This is a genomic window from Polaribacter marinivivus (assembly GCF_042651285.1).
Classification (GTDB): Bacteria; Bacteroidota; Bacteroidia; order Flavobacteriales; family Flavobacteriaceae; genus Polaribacter; species Polaribacter marinivivus.
In genome coordinates this window covers 622103-645428 of record NZ_JBHSCY010000001.1, presented here as the reverse complement: position 1 = coordinate 645428, position 23326 = coordinate 622103, and the positions used below count along the sequence as shown (strand labels likewise).

Annotated in this window: 22 protein-coding genes; 14 read left to right on the top strand and 8 right to left on the bottom strand. The window is 27.7% G+C overall.

Annotated features, from left to right (window positions below; genetic code table 11):
* Positions 1–78: 78 nt before the first annotated feature.
* Both ACFOWD_RS03030 and purN read right to left on the bottom strand, forming a co-directional pair.
* A complete protein-coding gene (locus ACFOWD_RS03030; protein ID WP_377408004.1) occupies positions 79–714 on the bottom strand; it encodes a ribonuclease H1 domain-containing protein in 636 nt (211 codons plus the stop codon).
* Positions 707–1279 carry a phosphoribosylglycinamide formyltransferase gene (gene purN, locus ACFOWD_RS03025; protein ID WP_377408002.1) on the bottom strand — a complete coding sequence of 191 codons (573 nt, stop codon included), beginning with the start codon at positions 1277–1279 and terminating at the stop codon, positions 707–709. Before purN ends, ACFOWD_RS03030 begins: the two co-directional genes overlap by 8 nt.
* A gap of 174 nt (positions 1280–1453) precedes the next feature.
* Between purN and ACFOWD_RS03020 the strand changes: the two genes are divergently transcribed.
* The 5 genes from ACFOWD_RS03020 to pyk all read left to right on the top strand — a co-directional run bounded on the left by ACFOWD_RS03020 (position 1454) and on the right by pyk (position 5697).
* Entirely contained in the window at positions 1454–1690 is a 237-nt protein-coding gene (locus ACFOWD_RS03020; RefSeq protein ID WP_144896032.1) for an acyl carrier protein, read from the top strand.
* 11 nt (positions 1691–1701) lie between these two features.
* Positions 1702–2955 carry a beta-ketoacyl-ACP synthase II gene (fabF, locus tag ACFOWD_RS03015; protein ID WP_377408000.1) on the top strand — a complete coding sequence of 418 codons (1254 nt, stop codon included), beginning with the start codon at positions 1702–1704 and terminating at the stop codon, positions 2953–2955.
* A gap of 10 nt (positions 2956–2965) precedes the next feature.
* Positions 2966–3703, top strand: coding sequence for a ribonuclease III (rnc, locus tag ACFOWD_RS03010; RefSeq protein ID WP_298990449.1), 738 nt, complete (start codon positions 2966–2968; stop codon positions 3701–3703).
* 90 nt (positions 3704–3793) lie between these two features.
* A complete protein-coding gene (locus ACFOWD_RS03005; protein WP_377407998.1) occupies positions 3794–4264 on the top strand; it encodes an IPExxxVDY family protein in 471 nt (156 codons plus the stop codon).
* 5 nt (positions 4265–4269) lie between these two features.
* Positions 4270–5697: a pyruvate kinase gene (gene pyk / locus ACFOWD_RS03000; RefSeq protein ID WP_377407996.1), complete on the top strand. Its 1428-nt coding sequence runs from the start codon at positions 4270–4272 to the stop codon at positions 5695–5697.
* Positions 5698–5751: 54 nt separating this feature from the next.
* Here the strand turns inward: pyk and ACFOWD_RS02995 are convergent, their stop codons facing one another.
* Complete coding sequence (locus ACFOWD_RS02995) at positions 5752–8049, bottom strand: M28 family peptidase (RefSeq protein ID WP_377407994.1); 2298 nt, start codon at positions 8047–8049, stop codon at positions 5752–5754.
* Positions 8050–8156: 107 nt separating this feature from the next.
* Between ACFOWD_RS02995 and ACFOWD_RS02990 the strand changes: the two genes are divergently transcribed.
* Positions 8157–8624, top strand: coding sequence for a CBS domain-containing protein (locus tag ACFOWD_RS02990; RefSeq protein WP_298990439.1), 468 nt, complete (start codon positions 8157–8159; stop codon positions 8622–8624).
* Between the two features lie 3 nt (positions 8625–8627).
* Here the strand turns inward: ACFOWD_RS02990 and ACFOWD_RS02985 are convergent, their stop codons facing one another.
* Entirely contained in the window at positions 8628–8978 is a 351-nt protein-coding gene (locus ACFOWD_RS02985) for a hypothetical protein (RefSeq protein WP_298990435.1), read from the bottom strand.
* Between the two features lie 177 nt (positions 8979–9155).
* Here ACFOWD_RS02985 and ACFOWD_RS02980 point away from each other — a divergent pair, with 177 nt between their 5' ends.
* Positions 9156–9488: a single-stranded DNA-binding protein gene (locus ACFOWD_RS02980; RefSeq protein ID WP_377407992.1), complete on the top strand. Its 333-nt coding sequence runs from the start codon at positions 9156–9158 to the stop codon at positions 9486–9488.
* A gap of 188 nt (positions 9489–9676) precedes the next feature.
* Here the strand turns inward: ACFOWD_RS02980 and ACFOWD_RS02975 are convergent, their stop codons facing one another.
* Complete coding sequence (locus tag ACFOWD_RS02975) at positions 9677–10378, bottom strand: FadR/GntR family transcriptional regulator (protein WP_377407990.1); 702 nt, start codon at positions 10376–10378, stop codon at positions 9677–9679.
* Positions 10379–10549: 171 nt separating this feature from the next.
* On the opposite strand from ACFOWD_RS02975, the gene ACFOWD_RS02970 reads away from it, so the two are divergent.
* From ACFOWD_RS02970 to ACFOWD_RS02940, 7 genes are all read left to right on the top strand, one after another.
* Positions 10550–11689 carry a glycoside hydrolase family 53 protein gene (locus ACFOWD_RS02970; protein WP_377407988.1) on the top strand — a complete coding sequence of 380 codons (1140 nt, stop codon included), beginning with the start codon at positions 10550–10552 and terminating at the stop codon, positions 11687–11689.
* 98 nt (positions 11690–11787) lie between these two features.
* Positions 11788–12249: a (2Fe-2S)-binding protein gene (locus ACFOWD_RS02965; protein ID WP_298990377.1), complete on the top strand. Its 462-nt coding sequence runs from the start codon at positions 11788–11790 to the stop codon at positions 12247–12249.
* 18 nt (positions 12250–12267) lie between these two features.
* Complete coding sequence (locus ACFOWD_RS02960; protein WP_377407986.1) at positions 12268–14418, top strand: xanthine dehydrogenase family protein molybdopterin-binding subunit; 2151 nt, start codon at positions 12268–12270, stop codon at positions 14416–14418.
* A gap of 5 nt (positions 14419–14423) precedes the next feature.
* On the top strand, positions 14424–15599 hold the full coding sequence (locus tag ACFOWD_RS02955) for a helix-turn-helix domain-containing protein (protein WP_377407984.1): 1176 nt from the start codon (positions 14424–14426) through the stop codon (positions 15597–15599).
* 106 nt (positions 15600–15705) lie between these two features.
* Complete coding sequence (locus tag ACFOWD_RS02950) at positions 15706–16212, top strand: DoxX family protein (protein ID WP_298990368.1); 507 nt, start codon at positions 15706–15708, stop codon at positions 16210–16212.
* 24 nt (positions 16213–16236) lie between these two features.
* Positions 16237–16620: a hypothetical protein gene (locus tag ACFOWD_RS02945; RefSeq protein WP_377407982.1), complete on the top strand. Its 384-nt coding sequence runs from the start codon at positions 16237–16239 to the stop codon at positions 16618–16620.
* Between the two features lie 7 nt (positions 16621–16627).
* Complete coding sequence (locus ACFOWD_RS02940; protein ID WP_377407980.1) at positions 16628–17506, top strand: GIN domain-containing protein; 879 nt, start codon at positions 16628–16630, stop codon at positions 17504–17506.
* A 67-nt stretch (positions 17507–17573) separates the two neighbouring features.
* On the opposite strand, the gene ACFOWD_RS02935 is transcribed toward ACFOWD_RS02940, so the two are convergent.
* The 3 genes from ACFOWD_RS02935 to ACFOWD_RS02925 all read right to left on the bottom strand — a co-directional run bounded on the left by ACFOWD_RS02935 (position 17574) and on the right by ACFOWD_RS02925 (position 23321).
* On the bottom strand, positions 17574–19916 hold the full coding sequence (locus ACFOWD_RS02935) for a hypothetical protein (RefSeq protein WP_377407978.1): 2343 nt from the start codon (positions 19914–19916) through the stop codon (positions 17574–17576).
* 54 nt (positions 19917–19970) lie between these two features.
* A complete protein-coding gene (locus ACFOWD_RS02930; RefSeq protein ID WP_377407976.1) occupies positions 19971–22340 on the bottom strand; it encodes a hypothetical protein in 2370 nt (789 codons plus the stop codon).
* Between the two features lie 78 nt (positions 22341–22418).
* Positions 22419–23321 carry a histone deacetylase family protein gene (locus ACFOWD_RS02925; RefSeq protein WP_377407974.1) on the bottom strand — a complete coding sequence of 301 codons (903 nt, stop codon included), beginning with the start codon at positions 23319–23321 and terminating at the stop codon, positions 22419–22421.
* Positions 23322–23326 lie beyond the last annotated feature (5 nt).

Sequence of the window (23326 nt, the reverse complement as noted above, 5' to 3'; positions counted from 1 at the left end):
TTATATTTGAGATTAGGTCTAACAAATATAACAATTAACAAATAATTAACAAATAGTTAAGAAGTAATGTCAAATGCTTTATTTTCTGCCAAAATCAGCAGGAATTTCCCCCCAAGCTTTGGTTTCCCATTTTAGAATTGGGTTTTTAAAAGTATTGTTTTGTAACCATTGTTCTGCTCTTTTAATTAATTCGAGCAAATCTTTATTTGAAGTATCAAAATGAATATTGGTTTTACATTTTTTTTGACGAATCCAACTCATTGCAATTTTAGAGTCAGAATAAATGGGTGTAGTAGTATTATTTTTCTTTTTTAGCAATGCAATTCCATGAACTAAAGCTAAAAATTCACCAATATTATTTGTTCCTTTTGGGTATGGTCCTTTTCTAAAAATTTCTTGTTTATTATGTGTTAAAACACCTCTATATTCTAATTTTCCTGGATTCCCAGAACAAGCAGCGTCTACAGAAATACTTTCTAAAATTGGCTTTCCATACTTTGCTTTTTCTATAGAAGATAAAGTTGGTTTTTTTGTATTAAGACCTTTATAATCTTCGTATTTTTTTTTAAAAGCTATTTCAGCATCTTCTAAACTAGCAAAAGATTTATATTGTGCTCCTTCAAATCCATCAATTTGACGCTTGCAAACATTCCAAGAAGAGTAAATACCAGGTTTTTTACCTTTCCAAACTACATAAAACTTTTTTTTACTCATTTATTTGTAAAATAACCTGTTCTATAATTCTTGGGAAATACTGTTGTTCTAATTTATGAATTTTTGAAGCTATAGATGTTGGAGTATCATTTTCATCTAATTTGGCTTTAGCTTGAAAAATAATAGCACCTTCATCGTAATTTTCGTTTACAAAATGAATAGTGATACCTGTTTCTGTTTCTTTATTTTCAAAAACAGCATTATGAACATGCATACCATACATGCCTTTTCCTCCATATTTTGGTAATAATGCTGGATGAATATTAATAATCTTATTAGGGAATTCAGTAATTAAATTTTGAGGTATTTTCCATAAAAATCCAGCCAATACTATAAAATCTCCATGATTTTTTACAATATTTAAAACTGTATCAGATGTTGTAAAGTCTTCTCTATCAAATAATAAGCACTCTACATTAAGTCTTTTACATCTTTCAAAAACTTTTGCGTTTTTATTATTACATAAAACCTTAGTTACTTCTGCAGTTTTAGTATGTTTAAAATAATTGATAATATTTTCTGCATTCGAACCTGAGCCAGAAGCAAAAACAATAATTCGTTTCATAATTTTTGTAAAGATCTATCACAAAAAAAAGAATAATTATTAAGAAAAAGAAGGTTTTTAAAGAAGAGTTTGTGCTTTTTAAGTATATTTAAAATCATTTTTCGGTTAAAAATTAGAAATAATTAATAAGATTTGTATTTTTGCCCCGATTTAAATTTTAAAAAATAGTAAATTATGTCAGACATTGCATCAAGAGTAAAAGCGATTATTGTAGACAAATTAGGCGTAGACGATAACGAAGTAACATCAGAAGCTAGCTTCACAAACGACTTAGGAGCAGATTCTTTAGATACTGTTGAGTTAATTATGGAGTTCGAAAAAGAATTTGATATTCAAATTCCAGATGATCAAGCAGAAAATATTGGAACTGTTGGTCAGGCAGTTAGCTATATTGAAGAAGCAAAAAAATAAGTTATATTTATATGCAGTTAAAACGAGTAGTAGTTACTGGACTTGGCGCATTAACGCCAATTGGTAATAATATAGAAGAGTATTGGAATGGTTTAGTTAACGGAGTTAGCGGAGCTGCACCTGTAACATATTATGATGCTACCAAGTTCAAAACTCGTTTTGCATGTGAATTAAAAAACTTTAACGCGACCGATTTTATTGATAGAAAAGAGGCTCGCAAAATGGATAGATTTACACAGTATGCTATTGTAGCTTCAGATGAAGCTATATTAAATTCTGGTCTAGATCTAGACACAATTAACAAATTAAGAGTTGGTGTAATTTGGGGAGCAGGTATTGGAGGTTTAGAAACTTTTCAAAACGAAGTTTTAAACTTTGCCTCTGGTGATGGTACTCCAAGATTCAACCCTTTCTTTATTCCTAAAATGATACCTGATATAGCTCCAGGACTTATTTCTATTAAAAATGGATTTATGGGGCCTAATTATACAACAGTATCAGCTTGTGCGTCTTCTGCAAATGCAATGATTGATGCTTTAAACTATGTAAGATTAGGTCATTGTGACGTAATAGTTACAGGAGGTTCAGAAGCAGCAGTTACAATTGCAGGTATGGGAGGTTTTAATGCTATGCATGCATTATCTACAAAAAATGAAAGCCCAGAAACAGCTTCTAGACCATTTGATGCAGAACGAGATGGTTTTGTGTTAGGTGAAGGAGCAGGTGCTATTATTTTAGAAGAATATGAACATGCAAAAGCTAGAGGGGCAAAAATTTATGCAGAAGTTATTGGAGGAGGTATGTCTTCTGATGCGTATCACATGACAGCTCCACATCCAGAAGGAATTGGAGTTATTGCTGTGATGAAAAACTGTTTAGAAAATGCAGGTATTAAACCAGAAGATGTAGACCATATTAATACTCATGGTACTTCTACACCTTTAGGAGATGTTGCAGAGTTAAAAGCAATTTCTGAAGTTTTTGGAGATCATGCTAAGAATATCAACATCAATTCTACTAAATCTATGACTGGGCACTTATTAGGTGCAGCAGGAGCTATAGAATCTATTGCTTCTATACTAGCAATGGAAAATGGTATTATTCCACCTACAATTAATCATACTACTGTAGATGAAAATATTAATCCAGATTTAAACTTAACGCTAAATAAAGCTCAAAAAAGAGATATAAAAATAGCAATGAGTAATACTTTTGGATTTGGAGGTCATAATGCTTGTGTTGCTTTTAAGAAGTTTGAGGAATAGATAATAGCCAATGAATTTTATTCGAAAAATAGTTAAAACTCGATCTGAAGAGGACGAAAAATTATTTAACGAATTAAAACAACTACTCAATTTTTCTCCAAGAAAAATAAGCAAATACAAAAAAGCATTTACTCATAGCTCATTACAAATACAAGATATTAATGGCAACCCAGTAAATTACGAACGTTTAGAGTTTTTAGGAGATTCTATATTAGGTTCTGTTATTTCTGCTTATTTGTATAAAAAAGTACCAACAGGTACAGAAGGTTACCTTACTAAAATGCGTTCTAAAATAGTGAGTAGAGAGCATTTAAATGAGTTGGGTAAAGACTTAAATTTATTAAGCTTTGTAAAAAGTAATGTAGATGAAGCCAATGTTGGAGACAATATTCATGGTAATATATTTGAAGCCTTAATAGGAGCTATTTATTTAGATAAAGGATACCAAACTTGTCAAAAATTTATCTATGAAAATGTAATAGACCCTTATGTAGATATCGAAAAGTTAGAAGGTAAAATAACTAGCTACAAAGGATTAATTATAGAATGGTGTCAAAAACAAAAGAAAAAATACAAGTTTGATACTTACGAAGACTCAGGAAACGAAAACATAAAACACTTTAGTGTAAAAGTAAGTATAGATGGAGAACTTGTAGCTAAAGGAAGGTCTACTTCTAAGAAAAAAGCAGAAGAACAAGCTTCTAAAAGAGTCTATTATGCTTTTCAAAATCAAATTTCTATTAACTAAACAACGACAACGTTTTCGTTAAAATTCGTACAAAACTCACAAACTATTAGTAATTTAGCACTTGGAAAAGACTAAAATTAAAGATAGTTTATGCAAATTCATTCTTTAGGTTTTAATGATTTTTATGAAGATGATTTTTCTTTAATTGGAATTCATACCACTTTAGAAGATTATAAATTAGCTTATTTATTAAATAAAAACTTAAAAATAAACTTTATTAAATCTAAAGAAAACTTAAATTTTGAAAAGACAGAAAAACCTTCTTCATTCTCAATATTTAACTATTATAATAAAGAATACGATTCTGATTGGGTATTAATAGCAAACAGTTCTAAGAGAGAAAATCAAACAGAATCAAATGAACTTTTGTTAACTACCGAAACAAAAACATACTTAATTCCTGAAAAGAAAAAAGTAGACTTTTTTATTAAAGTTTCTGGAGAGTTAGGTTTCGATTTTATAACAAAAATTATAGATAAAGTAAAAAATATAGAACAAGTAATTACCTCTTATCCTATAGATAAAAACACATTAAAGTCTAAAGACTTTTTAATATTTTAAAAAATATGCCAAATAGTAATAAAACAAAAATTGTTGCAACCTTAGGGCCAGCAACAAATACTAAAGAAATACTAACAGAACTTGCTCTTAATGGAGTTAATGTTTTTAGAATTAATTTTTCTCATGCTGATTATGAAGATGTAAAAAATAAAATTAGAATCATCAGAGAAATTAATGAAGAAAAGAACTTAAATATAGCAATTTTAGCTGATCTACAAGGTCCTAAGTTAAGAGTAGGTGTAATGGAAGAAGGTGTTGAGTTAGAGGCTGGAGACCACTTTACATTTACTACAAATAAGTGTACAGGAACTAAAGAAAAGGCATTTATGACCTACCAACGTTTTCCTAAAGACGTAAAAGTAGGAGAACATATTTTAGTTGATGATGGTAAACTACTTTTCGAAGTAGTTTCTACAAATAAAGAAGATGAGGTTGTTGTAAAAGTGATTGTTGGAGGTCCTTTAAAATCTAAAAAAGGAGTAAACTTACCAAATACAGCTATTTCTTTACCAGCTTTAACAGAAAAAGATATGGAAGATGCAGTTTTTGCTGTTGGGCAAAATGTAGATTGGATTGCATTATCTTTTGTTAGAACTCCAGAAGATTTAAGAATGTTACGTGATTTAATTGCTCAACATTCAGATTATAGAATACCAATTGTTGCTAAAATAGAAAAGCCAGAGGCTGTTAAAAACTTAGACGCATTAATTCCTTATTGTGATGGTTTAATGGTTGCAAGAGGAGATTTAGGTGTAGAAATACCAATGCAAGAAGTTCCTTTAATCCAAAAGAAGTTAGTAAGAAGAGCAAAAAGAGCAAGAATTCCTGTAATTATTGCTACTCAGATGATGGAAACTATGATTGATAATCCTGTGCCAACTAGAGCAGAGGTAAATGATGTTGCCAACTCAATTATGGATGGTGCAGATGCAGTAATGTTATCTGGTGAAACTTCAGTAGGTAAAAACCCTATTAGAGTTATTCAAAAAATGTCTGAAATAATAAAAAGTGTTGAAAATTCTAGAATGATTAAAGTGCCACAAGAAGCACCACATATTAGAACTAATAGATTTGTTACCAAGTCTATTTGTCATCATGCAGCATTAATGGCAAACCATACAGATGCAGCTGCTATTTCAACCTTAACAAATAGTGGTTATACTGCATTTCAAATTTCTGCTTGGAGACCAAGAACTCATATTTTAGCTTTCTCTACAGATAAAAGAATATTAGGGAAACTTAATTTACTTTGGGGTGTTAAAGCTTATTATTATGATAAGAATTTAAGCACAGATGATACTGTAGAAGATATTAATAGAATTGCTCAAGAAAAAGGTTTTGTAAAATCTGGAGATTTAATTATAAACCTAGCTTCTATGCCTGCAGAAGCAAGAGGTATGGTTAATACTTTAAGAGTTTCTGAAATAGAATAATACAACTTTTAGTAATAAAAAAAGCGCTTTTAATTAAAAGCGCTTTTTTTATTACTAAAAGTTTAATTTTTTTGATAGTATAATAGCATCATTGGTAACAAATGGCATAGGCATCATTTCTTCAGTTCTAGGAGTAAAAGAAAAACTTGGGTTAGATAATAAATCGTAAGAGATTTCATTTAAGATTATATCTAATGTTTGATTTTTATCGACTGTAAAAGAAAGTGTAATTTCTTTGTCTGAATTTGCTACATGATATACTAAAAAAGTTCCTCTTTTAACACTAAAGCTTTTCCCTTTATTAACCAAAGCATCATTAACTTTAAATTGATTTAAACTAATTTTATTATTAGTAATAAATTCCAATTTTTTTATAGTTCTTTCAGGTGTAATTTCGAATTCAATAAATCGCTTATTATCAATTATAGTATCTAAATTGATATTAAAACTAGAGGATGATATATTTCTAGATTCAGTTTTTTTATGATAGGTAAAGCGTGTATTATATTTACTTTTAGTTTCTGCATTTATAATACTTCCTTTAATTGAGCTTTCATCAAAAACTTGTTTGGTATAATTGTCTAAAGTGTTGTTATAGGTACCAAAATAGGCTGAATTATCATCTGAGTTTTGAATGTAGACAATACTATTTGGTTTTTTGTTGTCTACTGAAAAACCACTATTGTATGTGGCTAAGCCAAAAAATAGCAGTGTAAAAAATCCACTTAACTTTAGAAACCAAAAAGACTTTTTTTGATAAAAACTAAAGACTAGTAAACCAAAAAGTAAGGCTATTAAAACTCCACTAATCATTAAATTTTTTAATCCTAAACCAACAGGAAACATCTTAATCATTGGTGCAAAAATGTAAATTGTAGGTACAGATAAGATTGTAAATAAGATTCTTTTTGCACGTTTTTCTAGATTCATAAAAACAGAAATCCCCAAAATTAAAAGTGCACAAAAAATAGGAATTATAAAAAACCCTGCACCTTTTAATGAGTCACTAATTAAAAAGTTGATAATTAACCAAACAAAAATAGGTGCAATAATTAAATCAGTTTCTTTGTCTTGTTTTTTAAAGTATTTATAAATCTTTAAAGTAATCCATAAGTTTAGAAACACAAAAGCTACTATATATGTGTAGCCATTATAGGTAAAACCATGAAGCATATCTTTATAAGCTGGGTGAACTATTAATAATAACTTCCATAAATAAAAAGAAACTCCACCACATAAAATGGTTGCAGTTAAAAAGGGTATAAACCCTTTAAAAATTCCTTTTAGAGTTAATTTTCCTAAAGAAATTCCAAAATAAATGAATATTAAAAATAACACAGCAGCAAAAATCAACATGGGTAATACCCAAGAAAAAGGATATGTTAATAAAGTTGTAAACGGAAAGTTTACATAGACATAATCTTCTTCAGAATTTAAATTGGTTAAGTCTGCATTAGCAAAATAATGAAAAGAGGTTGTAAAATAATCTGCTTGATGTAGTAATGTTTCTCTATCTAATCTTTCGTAAGAATCTTGTGCTGTATGATAATCAAAATGATCTCCAATAAAAGCAAAATTAAATCCGTTTATATTGGCATCTTCTCTAAAAACCGTTAAATCTGTATCATTTGGTAATTTTTTGTAAATACTATACATTAAAGAATTTGCAGCTAAAAAGTTTGGTTTAGCAGCAATAAGTTCTGATAATAATTTACTGTTTTTACCATTAGTTTCCATCAACATGTAGCTTGGACCTCCACTACCTCTAGCCTCAAAATTTAAAACAAGACCAATCTCTTTTGTCCAAGGATGTGAATCTACAAATGCTTGTGCACCTAATAAACCTAGTTCTTCTGCATCAGAAATTAATATAACAATATCGTTTTTTGGTGTTTTATTTTTTGCTAAAAAAGCCCTTATTCCTTCAAGAATAGTAACAACTCCAGAGCCTGCATCACTTGCACCTTTAGAAGAATGAGGATTAGAATCGTAATGAGTTAATAGCATAAGTGCTTTACTATTATTACTTCCCTTAATTCTAGCTAATATATTTTCTGCAGTAGTTGCTGCAAACCATTTTTTATTAACGGCAGTTTGAGTTTGAATTTCAGTTTCAAGCCCCATTTTTCGAAGTTCAGAAACTATATAGTCTTGCACTCTTTTATGTTCTAATGAGCCTACATGATGTGATTTTTCACTAATTATCTTAAGGTGATTTAATGCGTTATTTAGAGAGAATTCAGTTTCTGCAGTATTATCTTCTTCAGGTAAAGAAGGCTTTAAATCGTAAAAACTCCAATATATAACACCTAAAATGATAAGTATAGAAAGTAAAGAAGAGAATTTTTTCATGGTTAAAAATTGATTTTTATAAAAGTACTAAATAAAAAAAACTTAAAACAAATGTTGAACAAAACAGAAAAATCTGTAAATTTAAAATCAACTTAAAATTTAATACTATGGGAATCAAAAGCTTTCAAGGAAAAAGAGACACCTCTCAAGGTAAAAACGAAGAGCAAATTTTAGTGTCAGATTACATGACAACTAAGCTTATTACTTTTAAAGCAGAAGATTCTTTAGATCATGTAATTAGTCAACTTATTAAATATAAAATTTCTGGAGGTCCTGTTGTAAATGATAAAAACGAACTTGTTGGTATTATTTCTGAAACAGATTGTATAAAACATATATCTGAAAGTAAATACTACAATATGCCTTCAGATAGAAACAATATTGTTGGTAAATATATGGTTACTGATGTAGATACAATTGATAAGGATATGAATATTTTTGATGCAGCCTTTAAGTTTTTAAGTTCTAGAAGAAGACGTTTTCCTGTTTGTGATAATGGTAAATTAATTGGGCAATTGAGTCAAAAAGATGTATTAAAAGCAGCTTTAAAAGTAAAAGGAAATACTTGGAAGTAAATATTAGTCTCGTTTAATTAACAAAAAAACTTCATTTTCTAAAGGTAAATAACCTTCATCATAAACATAATAATAAACATTACCAGTTTTTGTAGTGTAGATAGATGTAAAAAAATTAAAGTCAAAACCTTTATCAAACAATTTTCTTCGAGTTACTTTAGTTTTGCCAGAAACATTAAGTTTCGAAAGAATATTGTAATTTTTTCTAAGCCTATTGTTTGTATTTCTTATTAAGTTTTTACTCTCTTTATTTACTTTGTTGTTGTAGGCATTTCTGCAATAATCAGAACAGAATTTTTTATCTATTCTACCCACAACTTTTTCTGAACACTCCAAACAAATTCTTTCTTCCAAAAAACAACAATTTTAATTAACACTAACTTTCTGATTACAAATATATTAAAAAATAATAAACGATTACATTCATTTACAAACGAAAACAAACGATTAACAACCGATTTTTGTTTCTAATCAGTTTCATCTTTGCAGTGTCAAAACGAATTGACAAATAATAATTTAAAACCTTATCTTATGAGTACGTTAAGAAACAAAGTACAGTTAATTGGAAATTTAGGAAATGCTCCAGAAATCATCACTTTAGAAAGTGGTAAAAAACTTGCAAAATTCTCTTTAGCAACAAATGAAAATTATAAAAATGCAAAAGGAGAAAAAGTAACAGACACACAATGGCACAATATTGTAGCTTGGAATAAAACCGCAGAAATTATTGAAAAGTATTTAGAAAAAGGAAAAGAAGTTGCTATTCAAGGTAAATTAACTTCTAGAAGTTATGAAACAAAAGAAGGTGATAAACGATATGTCACAGAAATTGTTTGTAATGAGTTGTTATTGTTAGGCAATTAGCAAAAAAAAAAGGTCAGATTTTATATCTGGCCTTTTTTATTTTTACTTTAAAACTACATTTAACTGTAGTTTTAAAGTAAAGTAATTGGATCTTAAAATTGAGGAGCCAAATACTTAATTCTCTTTAATAATTTTAACTTTCAGACTTTAATAAACAAACAACAACGTGCATTTTGTATTTGTTTATATTATACATTATAGCAGTACTGGTATAAAGTTTTAAAATGAATTTTCATTTTATCTTTAGCTAGTTTAGGATTTTGGTCTAAAATAGCTTTATAAATTTCATTATGTTCCTTTATACCTTCTTGTGCTAACCCTTTATCACATAAATGATGCTTTTCGAAATTTGTAATAATTTCTGGAGTTATTGTTAACATAAAAGTATTCATTGTACTATTACCACTTGCTTTTGCGATTGCTAAATGAAATAATAAATCTTCCTGAACAGCATCTTTACCGTTTAAAACTTTTACTTTATATGCTTCTAAAGCTTGTTGGATTCTTTCTAAATCTTCTTCAGTTCTTCTTAATGCTGCTAATCTAACCGTTTTTAATTCTAATAATATTCTTGTTTCCACTAAAGATTTAAAAGAAGGACTTTCTAAATTTAAAATATCGTCTATCATACCATTTAAGGCAATAATTCCAATATTTGCGACAAAAGTTCCACTTTGAGGTCTTGACTTTAATAGTCCATAAAATACTAATATTTGAATAGCTTCTCTAACATTATTTCTACTTACTTCAAATTTTTCTGACAACATTCTTTCTGATGGCAGTTTATCTCCTGGTTCTAAATTTTTAAAGTTGATATATTGTCTTATACCTTTAATAATATATTTTTGAACCTCTTGATTGTCATTTTTAGTAAGTATCTCTAATTTCATCTTTAATTGCTGATTTATATTCATCTATATTAGCTACTGTTTTTGTTTCTTGACTAAATATTGCTATTTAAAAACAAATAAAAAAATGTAAAAAAATACTTTTCATAATTATTGGTTTACCAAATATAAAATAATATATAGTATCTTTAGTCATAACTAATTTTTAATTAAATGTATAAAAATCAACTATTTCTGTTTTCTTTCTTATTATTTCTATTCTCTTGTTCTAATATAAAAGAAGCAAGTAAAGATGATAAACTAATTATCACAGAAGAAAATATAGAATTTTATAATGGTGCAGATTTATCTTATGTAAACGAAATGGAGAATTGTGGAGTTGTTTATAAAAACAATAATGATGAAAGTAAAGATGTATTTAAAATATTTGCTAACGCTGGTTCAAATTTAACAAGAGTGCGTCTTTGGCATAATCCAACTTGGACAAATTATTCCGATTATAAAGATGTAGAAAAAACAATTTCTAGAGCAAAAAACTCTGGAACTCGAATTTTATTAGATTTTCATTATTCAGATGATTGGGCAGATCCACAAAAGCAAATTATACCTAAAGCTTGGTTACCTGCCATAAATAATTTAGAAGTTTTAGGAGATTCTATTTATAACTACACATACAAAACACTAAAAACATTAAATACTAAAAATTTACTTCCAGAAATGGTACAAGTAGGTAACGAAACTAATATTATGATTCTTCAAAAAGATGAAAAAGGAGAACCAATGAATTGGTCAAGAAATGCGTATTTGTTAAATAAAGGCATAAAAGCGGTTAGAGATATTTCTAAAGAAGTAAATAAAAAAATAGAAATAATGCTTCATATTGCTCAACCAGAAAACGGAATTTGGTGGTTTAAACAAGCAACAGAAAATGGAATAACAGATTTCGATTGGATTGGGTTATCCTATTATCCAAAATGGTCTAAATATAATTTACAAAATGTAACACCAGTTTTTAAAGAGTTAATTTCTACTTATAAAAAAAAGTTAATGGTAGTAGAAACAGCATATCCTTTTACATTAAAAAATATTGATGCTGCAAATAATATAATGGGTACAGATGCACTTATACCTGGTTATGAAGCTACTCAAGAAGGACAAGAAAAGTATTTATTAGATTTAAAAAAAACAATAAAAGACGCAGGTGGTTCAGGTTTAATTTATTGGGAACCAGCTTGGGTTTCAAATAATTGTTCTACAAGATGGGGTAAAGGGTCTCATTGGGATAATGCCACACTTTTTGATGCAAATAATAAACCAACTTTAGGTTTTAGTTTTCTTAGTAAGGGAAATTAAAGCTCTCAATTTGTTAAATTAAAGTAAAAAAATCAATTGAATTCTAGTACGTTAGTATTTTTTGTAACTTACAACATCAATTCTAAAATATCACTTCTATGCCAAACTACACATTACACATTAACGGAAAAGAGCGTTCTGTAACTGCTGATGCAGATACACCATTATTATGGGTTTTAAGAGACGAATTAGATATGGTTGGTACTAAATTTGGCTGTGGAATAGCACAATGTGGTGCTTGTACAGTTCATATAGATGGTGTTGCAACAAGAAGTTGTCAAATGCAAGTATCTATTTTAGATGATGTAAAAATAACAACAATAGAAGGTTTATCTGAAGATGGTAAACATCCTGTACAAGAAGCTTGGAAAGAAATTGACGTTCCTCAATGTGGATATTGTCAAGCAGGTCAAATTATGACTGCTTCAGCTTTTTTGGCTGAAAATAAAAATCCTTCTTCAGAAGAAATAAGAGAAGCAATGCATGGTAATATTTGTAGATGTGCTTCTTATAATAGAATTGAAAAAGCAGTAAAAGTTGCTGCAGAAAAAATGTCTTAATTAACAAACTACTTTAAAATGAAAACACAAATCAAAACAAATTTAAGTAGAAGAAACTTTTTAAAAACTTCTGTTTTAGCAAGTGGTGGAATGTTAATTGGCTTTAATTTTTTACAAGCTTGTAAACCAGAAGCTAAAATGCCTGTAGATATAGCGAGTCTTAATTTTAATGACTTTAATGCTTTTATTAAAATATCTGATGAAGGCTATGTTACTATTTATTCTCCAAATCCAGAAATAGGTCAAGGTGTTAAAACATCTATGCCTATGATTATAGCAGAAGAATTAGATGTAGAATGGAACAAAGTAAATGTTGCTCAAGGTGCTTTAGATACTAAAAACTTTACAAGACAAGTTGCAGGAGGTAGCCAATCTATTAGGCAAGGTTGGGATGCTTTAAGACAAACAGGAGCAACAGCTAAACAGATGTTAATTAATGCAGCTGCTGTAAAATGGAATGTAGATGCATCTACTTGTACAGCTTCAAAAGGGACAATTACAAATGCAAATGGAGAAACTTTAAGCTATGGAGATGTAGTTAAAGAAGCTGCTGTGCTTGAAGTGCCAGAAAATGCAACACTAAAAGAAACAACAGAATATACAATTATTGGTAAAGATGCTGTTAATGTAGATATAGATAAAATTATAACAGGTAAACCCTTATTTGGTTTAGATTATAAGGCTGAAAATATGCTTATTGCTTCTGTTTTAAGACCACCTTCATTTGGTCAAAAATTAGAAAGTTTTGATGATTCTAAAGCCAAAGAAGTTTCAGGGGTAGTAAATGTATTAAAGTTTGGAGATAAAGTTGCAGTTTTAGCAAATTCAACATGGGCAGCCATGAAGGGTAAAAAAGCAATAACAGCAAAATGGTCAGATAACAAACCAGAAAGCACCGAAAATCATAACAAAATTTTAACTGATATTTTAGATGGTAAGAAGTTTAATACAAGACGTGAAGATGGTGATGTAAATAAAGCATTTTCTGAAGCAGATAAAGTAATTGAAAGAACATATCATTCTCCATTTTTACCTCATAACTGTTTAGAACCTATGAACTTTTATGCTAATGTAACTGCAGATAAAGTACATTTAGTAGGTCCAATACAAACTCCACAATGGACAGTCAATAGAGTTGCACAATTACTTGAGAGAAAAGTAGAAGAGATTCATTGTGAAATGACAAGAATGGGAGGTGGTTTTGGTAGACGTTTGTATGGTGATTTTGCTTTAGAGGCTGCAGAAATATCTAGTTTAGCTAGTACTCCAATAAAAGTAGTTTTCTCTAGAGAAGATGATATGACTGCAGGCACTTACAGACCAGCAATAAAATATAGAATTAAAGCTGCCTTAAAAGATGGTAAAGTTACTGGCTATCATTTAAAAGAAGCTGCCATTAATGGAAATATGTATGGTTTAATCCCAAACTTTTTTCCAGCAGGATGTATCCCAAATTATAAAGTAGATACAGGTAATTACAAAAGTAATATCACTACTGGTGCTTGGAGAGCTCCTTATACTAATTTTTTAGCTTTCGCAGAACAAAGTTTTTTTAACGAATTAGCTAGTGAATTAGGTAAAGATCATACAGACTTAGTTCTTGAATTATTACAAAATGTAAAAGGTACTACAGATAAAAGAATCGAATATTCTGGTCAAAGAATGGAAGACACTATTAAATTAGTGAAAGAAAAAGCAAATTGGGGCAAAAAAGAAGAAGGAGTATACCAAGGTTTTGCTGCATATTACAGCCATAATACTCATGTTGCAGAAGTTGCTGAGGTTGTTTTAAAAGATGGTTATCCAGTTGTACAAAAAGTTACTGCTGCTGTAGATTGTGGTATAGTTGTAAACCCAACAGGAGCTGTAAATCAAGTTCAAGGTGGTGTAATTGACGGTATTGGACATGCCATGTATGGCGATTTCTCTTTTAAAGATGGCAAACCAGAATTTCAAAACTTTGATAAATATAGACTAATAAGAATGCAAGAAACTCCACAAGTTGATGTTCATTTTGTACAAAATGATAAATCTCCAACAGGTTTAGGAGAACCTGGTTTACCTCCAGCAGGAGGTGCTGTTGCTAATGCAATTCATAATGCTTTAGGTCAACGCTTGTATAGTCAACCTTTTGTAAATCAACTGAAAAAGAGTAACGTTTTAGGATAAAAACCATGTTTCTCTCTTTTCCAGACTTTAATATTTACAGTACACCTTTACTTATTTTAGTTGTTCAAGGGTTAGTTTTTGTAGGTTTATTATTTGCTAGATATATTAAAAAGAAAAATGTATCTGACCTTTTTTTAGCTTTAATTTTATTAATTGTTTGTTACCAACAAACCTGTTATACTGTTGGTTTTATGGGTTGGTATAATGTATTTAGGAATACTAAAATCAATTACTTTTTAATTCCTTTAGGTATAGCAATTGCTCCACTTATTTATTTTTATGTAAAAGCGATTACAACATCTAATTTTACATTTAAAAAGAAAGATTTTATACATTTTATTCCAGCAATAACTTTAATCTTATACAGATTTAGCATTTATTTTTATGATAGTTTACAACCTGGTTTTAATGATACTCAAAATGGTATACTAAAACTTTATGTAGATGAACCCATAGTTTTACCCCTTTTGGTTTTTGTTAGTTTTGCACAAATGTTATTGTATTTAGCGTTTACATTTCAATTATTTTATAATTACAGAAAACGTATTAAAGCCTACTTTTCTAACACTTATAAGCTAGAACTTAATTGGATTTTAAGTTTTTTAATTGCTTTTACGGCTTTATTTTTATACAGTTCACTGCAAGATATCATAGGTAGTTTAATTATAGAATTAAACTACGAACAACGTTGGTGGTTAAATATTTTTATGGCAATTGTTGTTTTGTTTGTTGGTATTAAAGGATATTTCACAGATACAACCAAACTTAACAAATTATCTTTTAGTTTTTCTCCTAATCCAGAAAGTATTCCACAAGTTAAAAAGGAAGAAGAAAAAGTTTCAGCAGAAGATATAGAGAAGCTTAAAAGTTATATGGAATTAGAAAAACCATATCTAAATCCTGATTTAAATTTATCTGATTTATCTGATGAATTACAAATTAATCGTGCTGAATTAAGTAAAATTATAAATTCAGGATTCAATAAAAATTTTAATGACTTTATTAATGAATATCGTGTAAATACATTTAAAGAAAAGCTAAATTTAGGCGAGCACAAACAGCTTTCTTTACTAGGTATAGCTTACGATTGTGGCTTTAATAGTAAAGCTACTTTTAATCGTGTTTTTAAGAAAATAACACAAATTTCTCCAACAGAATTTTTAAATTCTATCACAAAATAAGACGTCTCAAATCGTATTTAAGTCTTATAAATACGTTGTAAGTCTTTCATAGCATAGATAAATAGCAACTTTGTACCATCAAAAAAATGGAACAAACTTATCTATTATGAAAACACACTTTTTAAAATTATCAAAAACAATTATTACACCTGTAATTCAAAAACATTGGTTTGCAGATTTACTTTTTACAATTCCAAGATTTGTATGTGGTATGTTATTAACCTTAAGTTTTGGTTCAGACAAATTTGGCTTACCCTGGTCTAATACTGCTAATCTTGGATTTTTTGAAGTTGTAGCCTGGTTTCCAAAAGACGTTGCAGAATATGGAGGTATTTTTGCGTTATTCCCTGTATTTTTTGCTTGGATGGGTGCATTTGCTGAAGCAGTTGGTGGTTTATTTCTTGCACTAGGCTTTAAAACAAGAATAGCTTCTTTCTTAATTATGTGTACAATGTTAGTGGCTATTTTTCTTCAAAAATGGGGTCAAGGAACTTGGGCAATGTTACCAGCAATGGGTTTTTTATGGGTTGCAATCTATCATTTGTATTTAGGGTCTGGACGATTTGGAATCGATTACTTAATCTCAAAGAAACTTCTTTCAAAGACAAAATAATAACTACAATTAAAATTTATAAAAATGAAAAAATTAATGACACTTTTAACCATAACAACTATAATACTTTCAAGTTGTGTTCAAGAAGAATTTGATAAAAAAGTTACTTTTTTAGTAGATACAAATGGATTAGAAAATATCGAATCTATAGGAATTAGAGGAAACTTTTTACCTAATCAATGGAGAGAGTCTTACCCTTTAACAGATGAGAATAAAGATGGAATTTATGAAGCTACTTTTAATGAAAAAACAGCTGTTTATGGCATCAATTTTAAGTTTGTTAAAAACGGAAATGATTACGAATTAAAAGGAAGTGACAATAGAGAAATTGTTTTTGAATACAAAGCAGAAACCATTATCTACAAAACCACATTTAATAAAGAACATTCAGAAATCACTAGAAAATAAAACAATCATGAAAAAAATAATCATCATAGTATTATTGATTACTACATCTATAAATGCTCAAGTAAAAGGAAATAAAAAAATAGAAACCAGAACTTTTTCAATAGAAAATGTAGAGGAAATAAAAATTAATTTATACGCTAAAATTACTATTGATTATGCTGCTAAAGAATTGATGACAATTACAACAGACAGCAATCTTTTTGATAAAATTGATACTGAGGTATTAGAAGGTAAACTACATTTAGATCAACTAAAATGGATTCAAGCTTCACAAAAAATAAATATTAAAATTGGAGCACCAAATTTAAGAAGAGTAGAAACAGGTACACATGAAACATTGCAAATCATTAATATAGATTCTGATTATTTAAATGTAATGGCTCCAATAGGCAATGTTATTGTTTCTGGTAAAGTAGCACAGTTTAATATAGGTTTAGAAAATGGAGAAATAGATGCTTCTAAACTAAAAGCAGAGAATGTTAGAGCTAATATTTGGGGTTATGGAAAAGCTAAAGTATTTGCAGAAAATGAAATTAATTCTATCATTAAAAATGATGGAAGACTGATATTAGTGAATACACCAAAATCTTTAAAAGGAGATATAAAAAAAGCTATAGCTAAGACAAAGAAAGTAGAAAACACAAAAGTAAGTTGGATACGTTTTAAAATTAAAAACAATTCTAGTAATAGAAATCATTTTGTAGTAGTAGGACCAAAATCTGATGGAAGTAAATTTGGATATGGTTTTCCAATGATGCCATTTTCTACAAGAAAAGAAAATTGGTCTGTAGGTACAAAAGTTTACAAAGTAAATAAATTAGGTTTAAGGAAATTATTAGTAAAAATAAAACCAGAAGATGCAGGTAAAACTGTAAAATTATTTTAAAATAAAAAATCCGCTTATTAGCGGATTTTTTATTAATAGCATATTATTTCAATTTTTGTAATAACAATTAATCAATTTTTATAATTTTTTCATCTAATATGAAATCTCCATTTTCGGTTATACCTTCAATAAACAAAACAACTTCTTTAGTATTTTTACTGTTAAAAGATAAATTTAAATTACTAGATTCGCTTATTTTATTCTTAGGTAACCAATCTAAAACACCATAGTTTTTAAAAAAAACATCTTTATAGTTTGTATATTTTGGGATATAAAACTTCTTTTTTTTAGTAAATGTAAGAGGTGCTTTATAAGTAGATATAGAAACATCTCTTTTACTAAATGCATTTGACTTGGTTTTTATATTTACTGTTCCTCCTGCATGATTTTTTATAGAAAATAGAGGAGATCTTGTATCAATTTCTATATAATCTACAACATCCATCCAGTAATTAAAAAGTAAATACTCAGAAACTTGAAGACCATTTAAAACCAACCTTAAATTTTCTTTTGACCTTTTATTTTTAACTACAATTTGCGCTTTTGTATAATCATCAAAAGCTATAATACCTGGTTTTGCATTTAAGAAATTAACTAAAGATTGATTTCTTTCTAGTTTATCTATGAAAAATACTCTACCAAAAGCTTCACTTTTTATTTTTTGACGCCTTATTTTCTCAAGATTTGTAGTTAAAGAAATACCATCTAGAATTTCAAAATTATTTAATTTAGAAAAGTTATTTGCAGCAACAGTATTCTCATAAGTGTAAAATTCAACAATGGGTAAAGTCTTTAAATTTTTAATGTTTATTTCAGGAATTTCTTTTGGATAAAATTCTATTTTTAAATTAGGTTTACTTAGTTTTCCTTTAAAATCTACTTTAGAAATATTTAGTTTTTCTTCTTCAAAAAGAAAAAAATCTGATAATGGAAATTCTTTAGTGTTTTTATAAACGTCTATAAATTTTGGAGGATTGTATTTTGTACCATGTATAAACAATTTTTGAAGTTTTTCTTTTTCTGGAATCTTAAAGTTTAAAGTTAAACCATCTTCAAAAACATATTTTTTATTATTTAAGGTCGAAGAAAAAATACTTGTCCAATCGTAAGAACTCCAACCTTGTGTTATTAATAAATTGTCTAAATCGTATTTTGTTTTATTAGTTACATTTTTAAAATAATAACTGCCATTTTCTATAATTCCCTTAATATAAGGTTTTAAGAAAACTTGAGATAGCATGGTATTATTATGTAAATAAGATTTTGTATTTTTTGGTAAAACAGAAACACTTACATTAGTAAAAGTGGTTTTAGAATTGTTGGTTTTATAGTTTAAAATAATAGAAGCTAAAGAGTCGTTTTTATGAATATTTTGTATGTTGCTTTTTAAAACAGAAATGTTATTATAATTAAAAAATAATCGTTCGCTAATTGGTTTGCCTTTTTCATTAAAAACTGTAAATATTGTAATACCTGATGACAATTTTGATAAAGGTATTTTTTTTGTAATTGTAGTTTTATTATTAAATTTTACAGAAATTTTATTTAATACTTTTCCATCATGAAAAGTGAGTAAAAGAGGTTTTGTTTTTATACTTTTTAATGTTTCATTATTTGTTTTTAAAGAAATGAAACATAATTCATTAACTTCTTTAACACTTAATAAAACACCCTTATTTGCTATATTTTTTGCAAAATTCTTTTCTATTTTATTATTAATTGTAAAAATTAGTTTGTAATCTTTTGTACTCTCAGCAAAAAATGAAAATCTTGTAATACCTAAATTGTTTAGTTTAATATGGGTTATAGTATCTTTATTACTTAATATTGTACCCTCTAAATTAGGAACACCAAAACCTAAAGAATCTTTAACAACTACTCCAACAGAATTAATTGTTTTATCTAAAAAATGACCACTTTCTGGTAATAACTGAATATCTAAACTTTTTGCTTTTTTATTATTTAAATCCAGGACGGAATTATTGTCTATATCTAAAACCTTAAATGATGTTCTAAAAATGTTTTGTTTATTAAAGTTTAACATCCAATTGGTGAAAACAAGAAACGTATAATTACCTTTTTTAAACTCCTTATTTAGTGATATTGTACCATTTGCAATACCATTAGTTACTTTTAAAAGTTGTTGTGATACTATTTGGTTTTCATTATTGTATATGTTAACATATACGTTTTTCGTTTTCTTAGAAAGTTGTTTTTTGTGTTTATGAAATACATAAATAGTAAAACCAACAGCTTCTCCTTGGATGAAAATAGATTTATTTAAATGTGCATAAGTTACTTCTTCGTATTCTTTAGTATAATTTAAAAATAATGAGTCTATATTTTTTTCTTTGCTTTGAGAAAAAATTACGATAGAAAAGAAAAATACTAATAAAGTAAAATGTTTCATACTTTAACTTAGTTTAAAAATATAAACATTAGATTATGTTTTTGATAATAACAATTAATCAATTTTTATAATTTTTTCATCTAATATAAAATCTCCATTTTCGGTTATACCCTCTATAAATAAAACAACTTCTTTAGCATTTTTACTATTAAACGCTAAATTTAAATTACCAGATTCACTTATTTTATTTTTAGGTAACCAATCTAAAACACCATAATTTTTAAAGAAATTATTTTTATAATTAGCATATTCTGGTATATAAAATTTCTTGGGTTTTGTAAACGTTACAGGAAAGTCTATTTTAGATAAAGTAGGTCTGTAATTTTTAAATTTTTTATAATTTTCATAGATTTTAATAGTACCTCCAGGTCCAAATGTCATTGGTCCAATACCAACAGAATTTATTTCGATATATTCTACATAGTCTAAGTAATAATTAAAATAGAAACTATAATCCAAAGTAAAAAAATCATTTAAATATAGAGCAGGTACACCACCAGCAGATCTATTGTATACTTCAAACCTTCCTGTTTGAAAATTGTCTCTAGCAGAAATTCCTGCTTGTGCATTTAAATAAATTGCTAAAGTATTATTTCTATCATTATCTCTTAAAAACTGCACTCTACCAAAAGCACTATTTCTTATTTTTTCTATACGATCTCTTTCAGTTTTTGCTTTTATTTGAATTTCATCTAAAACTTCTGAATTGTTTAAATTGATAAAGTTGTTGATGTCAACTAAATTCTCAAATGTGTAGTAAGTAGGTTTAGTTTTAAAAAAAGAAACTTTATTTTTTAAACTTGGTATTACATTTGGAAATAATTGAGCGTAAACAGGTACTTTTTCTACTTTACCACTCTTACTAATTTTAGATAAGTACAATTTTTCATCATCTTCAGGAAAGTACTTATAAGCTGTAAAAGATTTTATCTTATCGTCAAAAGAGATAAGTTTTGGTTCATTTTCTTTTAATGGATGTATTAAAAAATTACTCTCTTTTTTCTTTGTTGGTACATTAAACTTTATAGTAATACCCTCATCAAAAGTGTAGTTGAATTTATTTTTATTGTTAAAAATAGTCATCCAATCATAGCTACTCCATCCTTGAGTAATTAATAAATTATCTAGTTCATGTTTTTTTTGCTGGTTGATGTCAGAAAAATAATAATTCGCATTTTCTACAAAACCATTTATGTAAGGTTTTAGCAGAACTTGAGAAATCATATTATTACTTTTTCTGTAAGATTTAGTGCCTTTTGGTAAAACAGAAACACTTACATTATTGTAATTAGTGTTATTATTGTTAAATTGAAAATTTACACTTGTCTTACCATTTTTTGTATTTGATGAAATTAATTTACTTTCTTTTAGATTTAACCCTTTAAAGTTGAAGAATAATCTTTCTGAAACAGGAATATTATCTTCATTAAATAAAGTAAAAACATTAATCCCTTTTGATAATTTTTCTAAAGGTACTTTTAAAGATATTGTAAGTTTATCTTCAAAATTTATAGGTATTTCTTCAATGTTTTTACCATCATGTAAAATAAGGGTATACTTATTATTCTTAGTAAATGCTTTAGTATATTCATTTGCAACAACAGATACTATTGCTTGTTCATTATTAGAAGATACTTTTAAAATAACGCCTTTATTTTCAACCTTGTTATTTAATAAAATGGTTTGTTTTTCACCTTTATAATCTATAATAGCATTATACCTTTCTACATGTTTAGGAATAAACGAAATACGACCAATACCCATTTTATTTAATTTAAAATTGGTGATTTCTTTATTGTTAGAATCAACAATTTTACCTTTTAAATTAGAAATGCCAAATCCTAAAGAATCTTTTGCAATTACACCTACTGTATTTAATACATCTCTTAAAAGATGCCCACTTTCTGGCAAAAACTGTAAGTCTATTTTTTTAGATCTTTCTGATTTACCTTTATTTTGATTAGATTTTGTACTTAAAACTTCAAAATTTTCTACAAAAATATTTTGAGGAGAAAAGTTCATCATCCAATTTGTAAATACCTTAAGATTAAAGTTACCATCTTTAAATTTTTTATCAATAGTAAAAGAGCCATTTGCAATTCCGTCTTTTGCTCTTACCATTTGCTCTTTAATTACATTATTATCTTTATCTGTAATAACACAATATATGTTAGAGGTAACTGAAGAAAGTATTTTATTTTTTTTATTTAAAGCATACACTGTAAAACCAATAGTTTCGCCTTTAATAAATTTTGTTTTGTTAATGTGGGCATACATTACTTCTTCATAAGGCTGAGTGTAGTTTTTAAATTCAGATTCAATTTCTAGGTTTTTGAAGGATTGTTGTCCAAAAACAGTAATAATTGAAAAAAAAAGAGATAAAAAAGCAAATTTAGTAGATGGGGTAATTTTAATTATTTTCATAGTTAGTTTGATTTTTTTGTAAAATTTAACAATAATCATTCCAAAAACTAAATAAAATTTAAAAAATAGATTGTTTTCTTAAAAATATATTTCTTGAGCTAATCGAAATGTATTTGCATGGGCTTCTACAACAATGTTTACATCTTTAGAATAACCACCACCCATAGAACACATCACAGGAATTTTTTCATCAAAGCAAGTTTGTAGCACAAATCGATCTCTTGCTGCACAACCCTCTATAGTTAAAGAGAGTTTCCCTAATTTATCTGTTTCAACAACATCTACACCACACAAATAATAAATAAAATCTGGTTTTTCTTGATTGATGAGTTTTGGTAATGTTTCTTTTAAGATGGTTAAATATTCATCGTCTTTTGTTTCATTTTCTAAAGCAATATCTAAATCTGATTGTTCTTTTACAAAAGGATAATTACTTTTACCATGCATAGAAAAGGTAAAAACAGAATGATCATTCTTAAAAATTTCTGCAGTTCCATTTCCTTGATGTACATCTAAATCTACAATAAGCACTTTCTTAACTAAACCTTTATTTTGTAAATATTTAGCACCTATAGCTTGGTCATTTAGCATGCAAAAAGCTTCACCTTTATTAGTAAATGCATGATGTGTGCCTCCAGCTATATTCATGGCAATACCATGTTGTAAGGCAAATTCTGAAGCTTTCATGGTGCCATCTGCAATAATCATTTCACGTTCAATTAAGACTTCAGATAGTGGAAACCCTATTCTTCTGGCTGCTTTTTGGTCTAAAGTAATGTTTAATAAATCGAAAAAATATTCGGGTTCATGAACTGTAAAAAAGTGTTTGTTATTGGGTATTTCAGGCTCAAAAAAATTATCTTCAGCACAAGTGCCTTCATAAATAAGTTGTTGAGGTAACAAATCATACTTTTCCATAGGAAAACGATGTCCTTCTTTTAAAGGATGGTTATAAATTACATGATGTGCAATTTTAAGCATATGCA

Excerpts from the sequence above, each read along its gene's own strand:
- ACFOWD_RS03030 (WP_377408004.1), bottom strand. The coding sequence starts at position 714 with ATGAGTAAAAAAAAGTTTTATGTAGTTTGGAAAGGTAAAAAACCTGGT.
- purN (WP_377408002.1), bottom strand. The coding sequence starts at position 1,279 with ATGAAACGAATTATTGTTTTTGCTTCTGGCTCAGGTTCGAATGCAGAA.
- ACFOWD_RS03020 (WP_144896032.1), top strand. The coding sequence starts at position 1,454 with ATGTCAGACATTGCATCAAGAGTAAAAGCGATTATTGTAGACAAATTA.
- fabF (WP_377408000.1), top strand. The coding sequence starts at position 1,702 with ATGCAGTTAAAACGAGTAGTAGTTACTGGACTTGGCGCATTAACGCCA.
- rnc (WP_298990449.1), top strand. The coding sequence starts at position 2,966 with ATGAATTTTATTCGAAAAATAGTTAAAACTCGATCTGAAGAGGACGAA.
- ACFOWD_RS03005 (WP_377407998.1), top strand. The coding sequence starts at position 3,794 with ATGCAAATTCATTCTTTAGGTTTTAATGATTTTTATGAAGATGATTTT.
- pyk (WP_377407996.1), top strand. The coding sequence starts at position 4,270 with ATGCCAAATAGTAATAAAACAAAAATTGTTGCAACCTTAGGGCCAGCA.
- ACFOWD_RS02995 (WP_377407994.1), bottom strand. The coding sequence starts at position 8,049 with ATGAAAAAATTCTCTTCTTTACTTTCTATACTTATCATTTTAGGTGTT.
- ACFOWD_RS02990 (WP_298990439.1), top strand. The coding sequence starts at position 8,157 with ATGGGAATCAAAAGCTTTCAAGGAAAAAGAGACACCTCTCAAGGTAAA.
- ACFOWD_RS02980 (WP_377407992.1), top strand. The coding sequence starts at position 9,156 with ATGAGTACGTTAAGAAACAAAGTACAGTTAATTGGAAATTTAGGAAAT.
- ACFOWD_RS02975 (WP_377407990.1), bottom strand. The coding sequence starts at position 10,378 with ATGAAATTAGAGATACTTACTAAAAATGACAATCAAGAGGTTCAAAAA.
- ACFOWD_RS02970 (WP_377407988.1), top strand. The coding sequence starts at position 10,550 with ATGTATAAAAATCAACTATTTCTGTTTTCTTTCTTATTATTTCTATTC.
- ACFOWD_RS02965 (WP_298990377.1), top strand. The coding sequence starts at position 11,788 with ATGCCAAACTACACATTACACATTAACGGAAAAGAGCGTTCTGTAACT.
- ACFOWD_RS02960 (WP_377407986.1), top strand. The coding sequence starts at position 12,268 with ATGAAAACACAAATCAAAACAAATTTAAGTAGAAGAAACTTTTTAAAA.
- ACFOWD_RS02955 (WP_377407984.1), top strand. The coding sequence starts at position 14,424 with ATGTTTCTCTCTTTTCCAGACTTTAATATTTACAGTACACCTTTACTT.
- ACFOWD_RS02950 (WP_298990368.1), top strand. The coding sequence starts at position 15,706 with ATGAAAACACACTTTTTAAAATTATCAAAAACAATTATTACACCTGTA.
- ACFOWD_RS02945 (WP_377407982.1), top strand. The coding sequence starts at position 16,237 with ATGAAAAAATTAATGACACTTTTAACCATAACAACTATAATACTTTCA.
- ACFOWD_RS02940 (WP_377407980.1), top strand. The coding sequence starts at position 16,628 with ATGAAAAAAATAATCATCATAGTATTATTGATTACTACATCTATAAAT.
- ACFOWD_RS02935 (WP_377407978.1), bottom strand. The coding sequence starts at position 19,916 with ATGAAACATTTTACTTTATTAGTATTTTTCTTTTCTATCGTAATTTTT.
- ACFOWD_RS02930 (WP_377407976.1), bottom strand. The coding sequence starts at position 22,340 with ATGAAAATAATTAAAATTACCCCATCTACTAAATTTGCTTTTTTATCT.
- ACFOWD_RS02925 (WP_377407974.1), bottom strand. The coding sequence starts at position 23,321 with ATGCTTAAAATTGCACATCATGTAATTTATAACCATCCTTTAAAAGAA.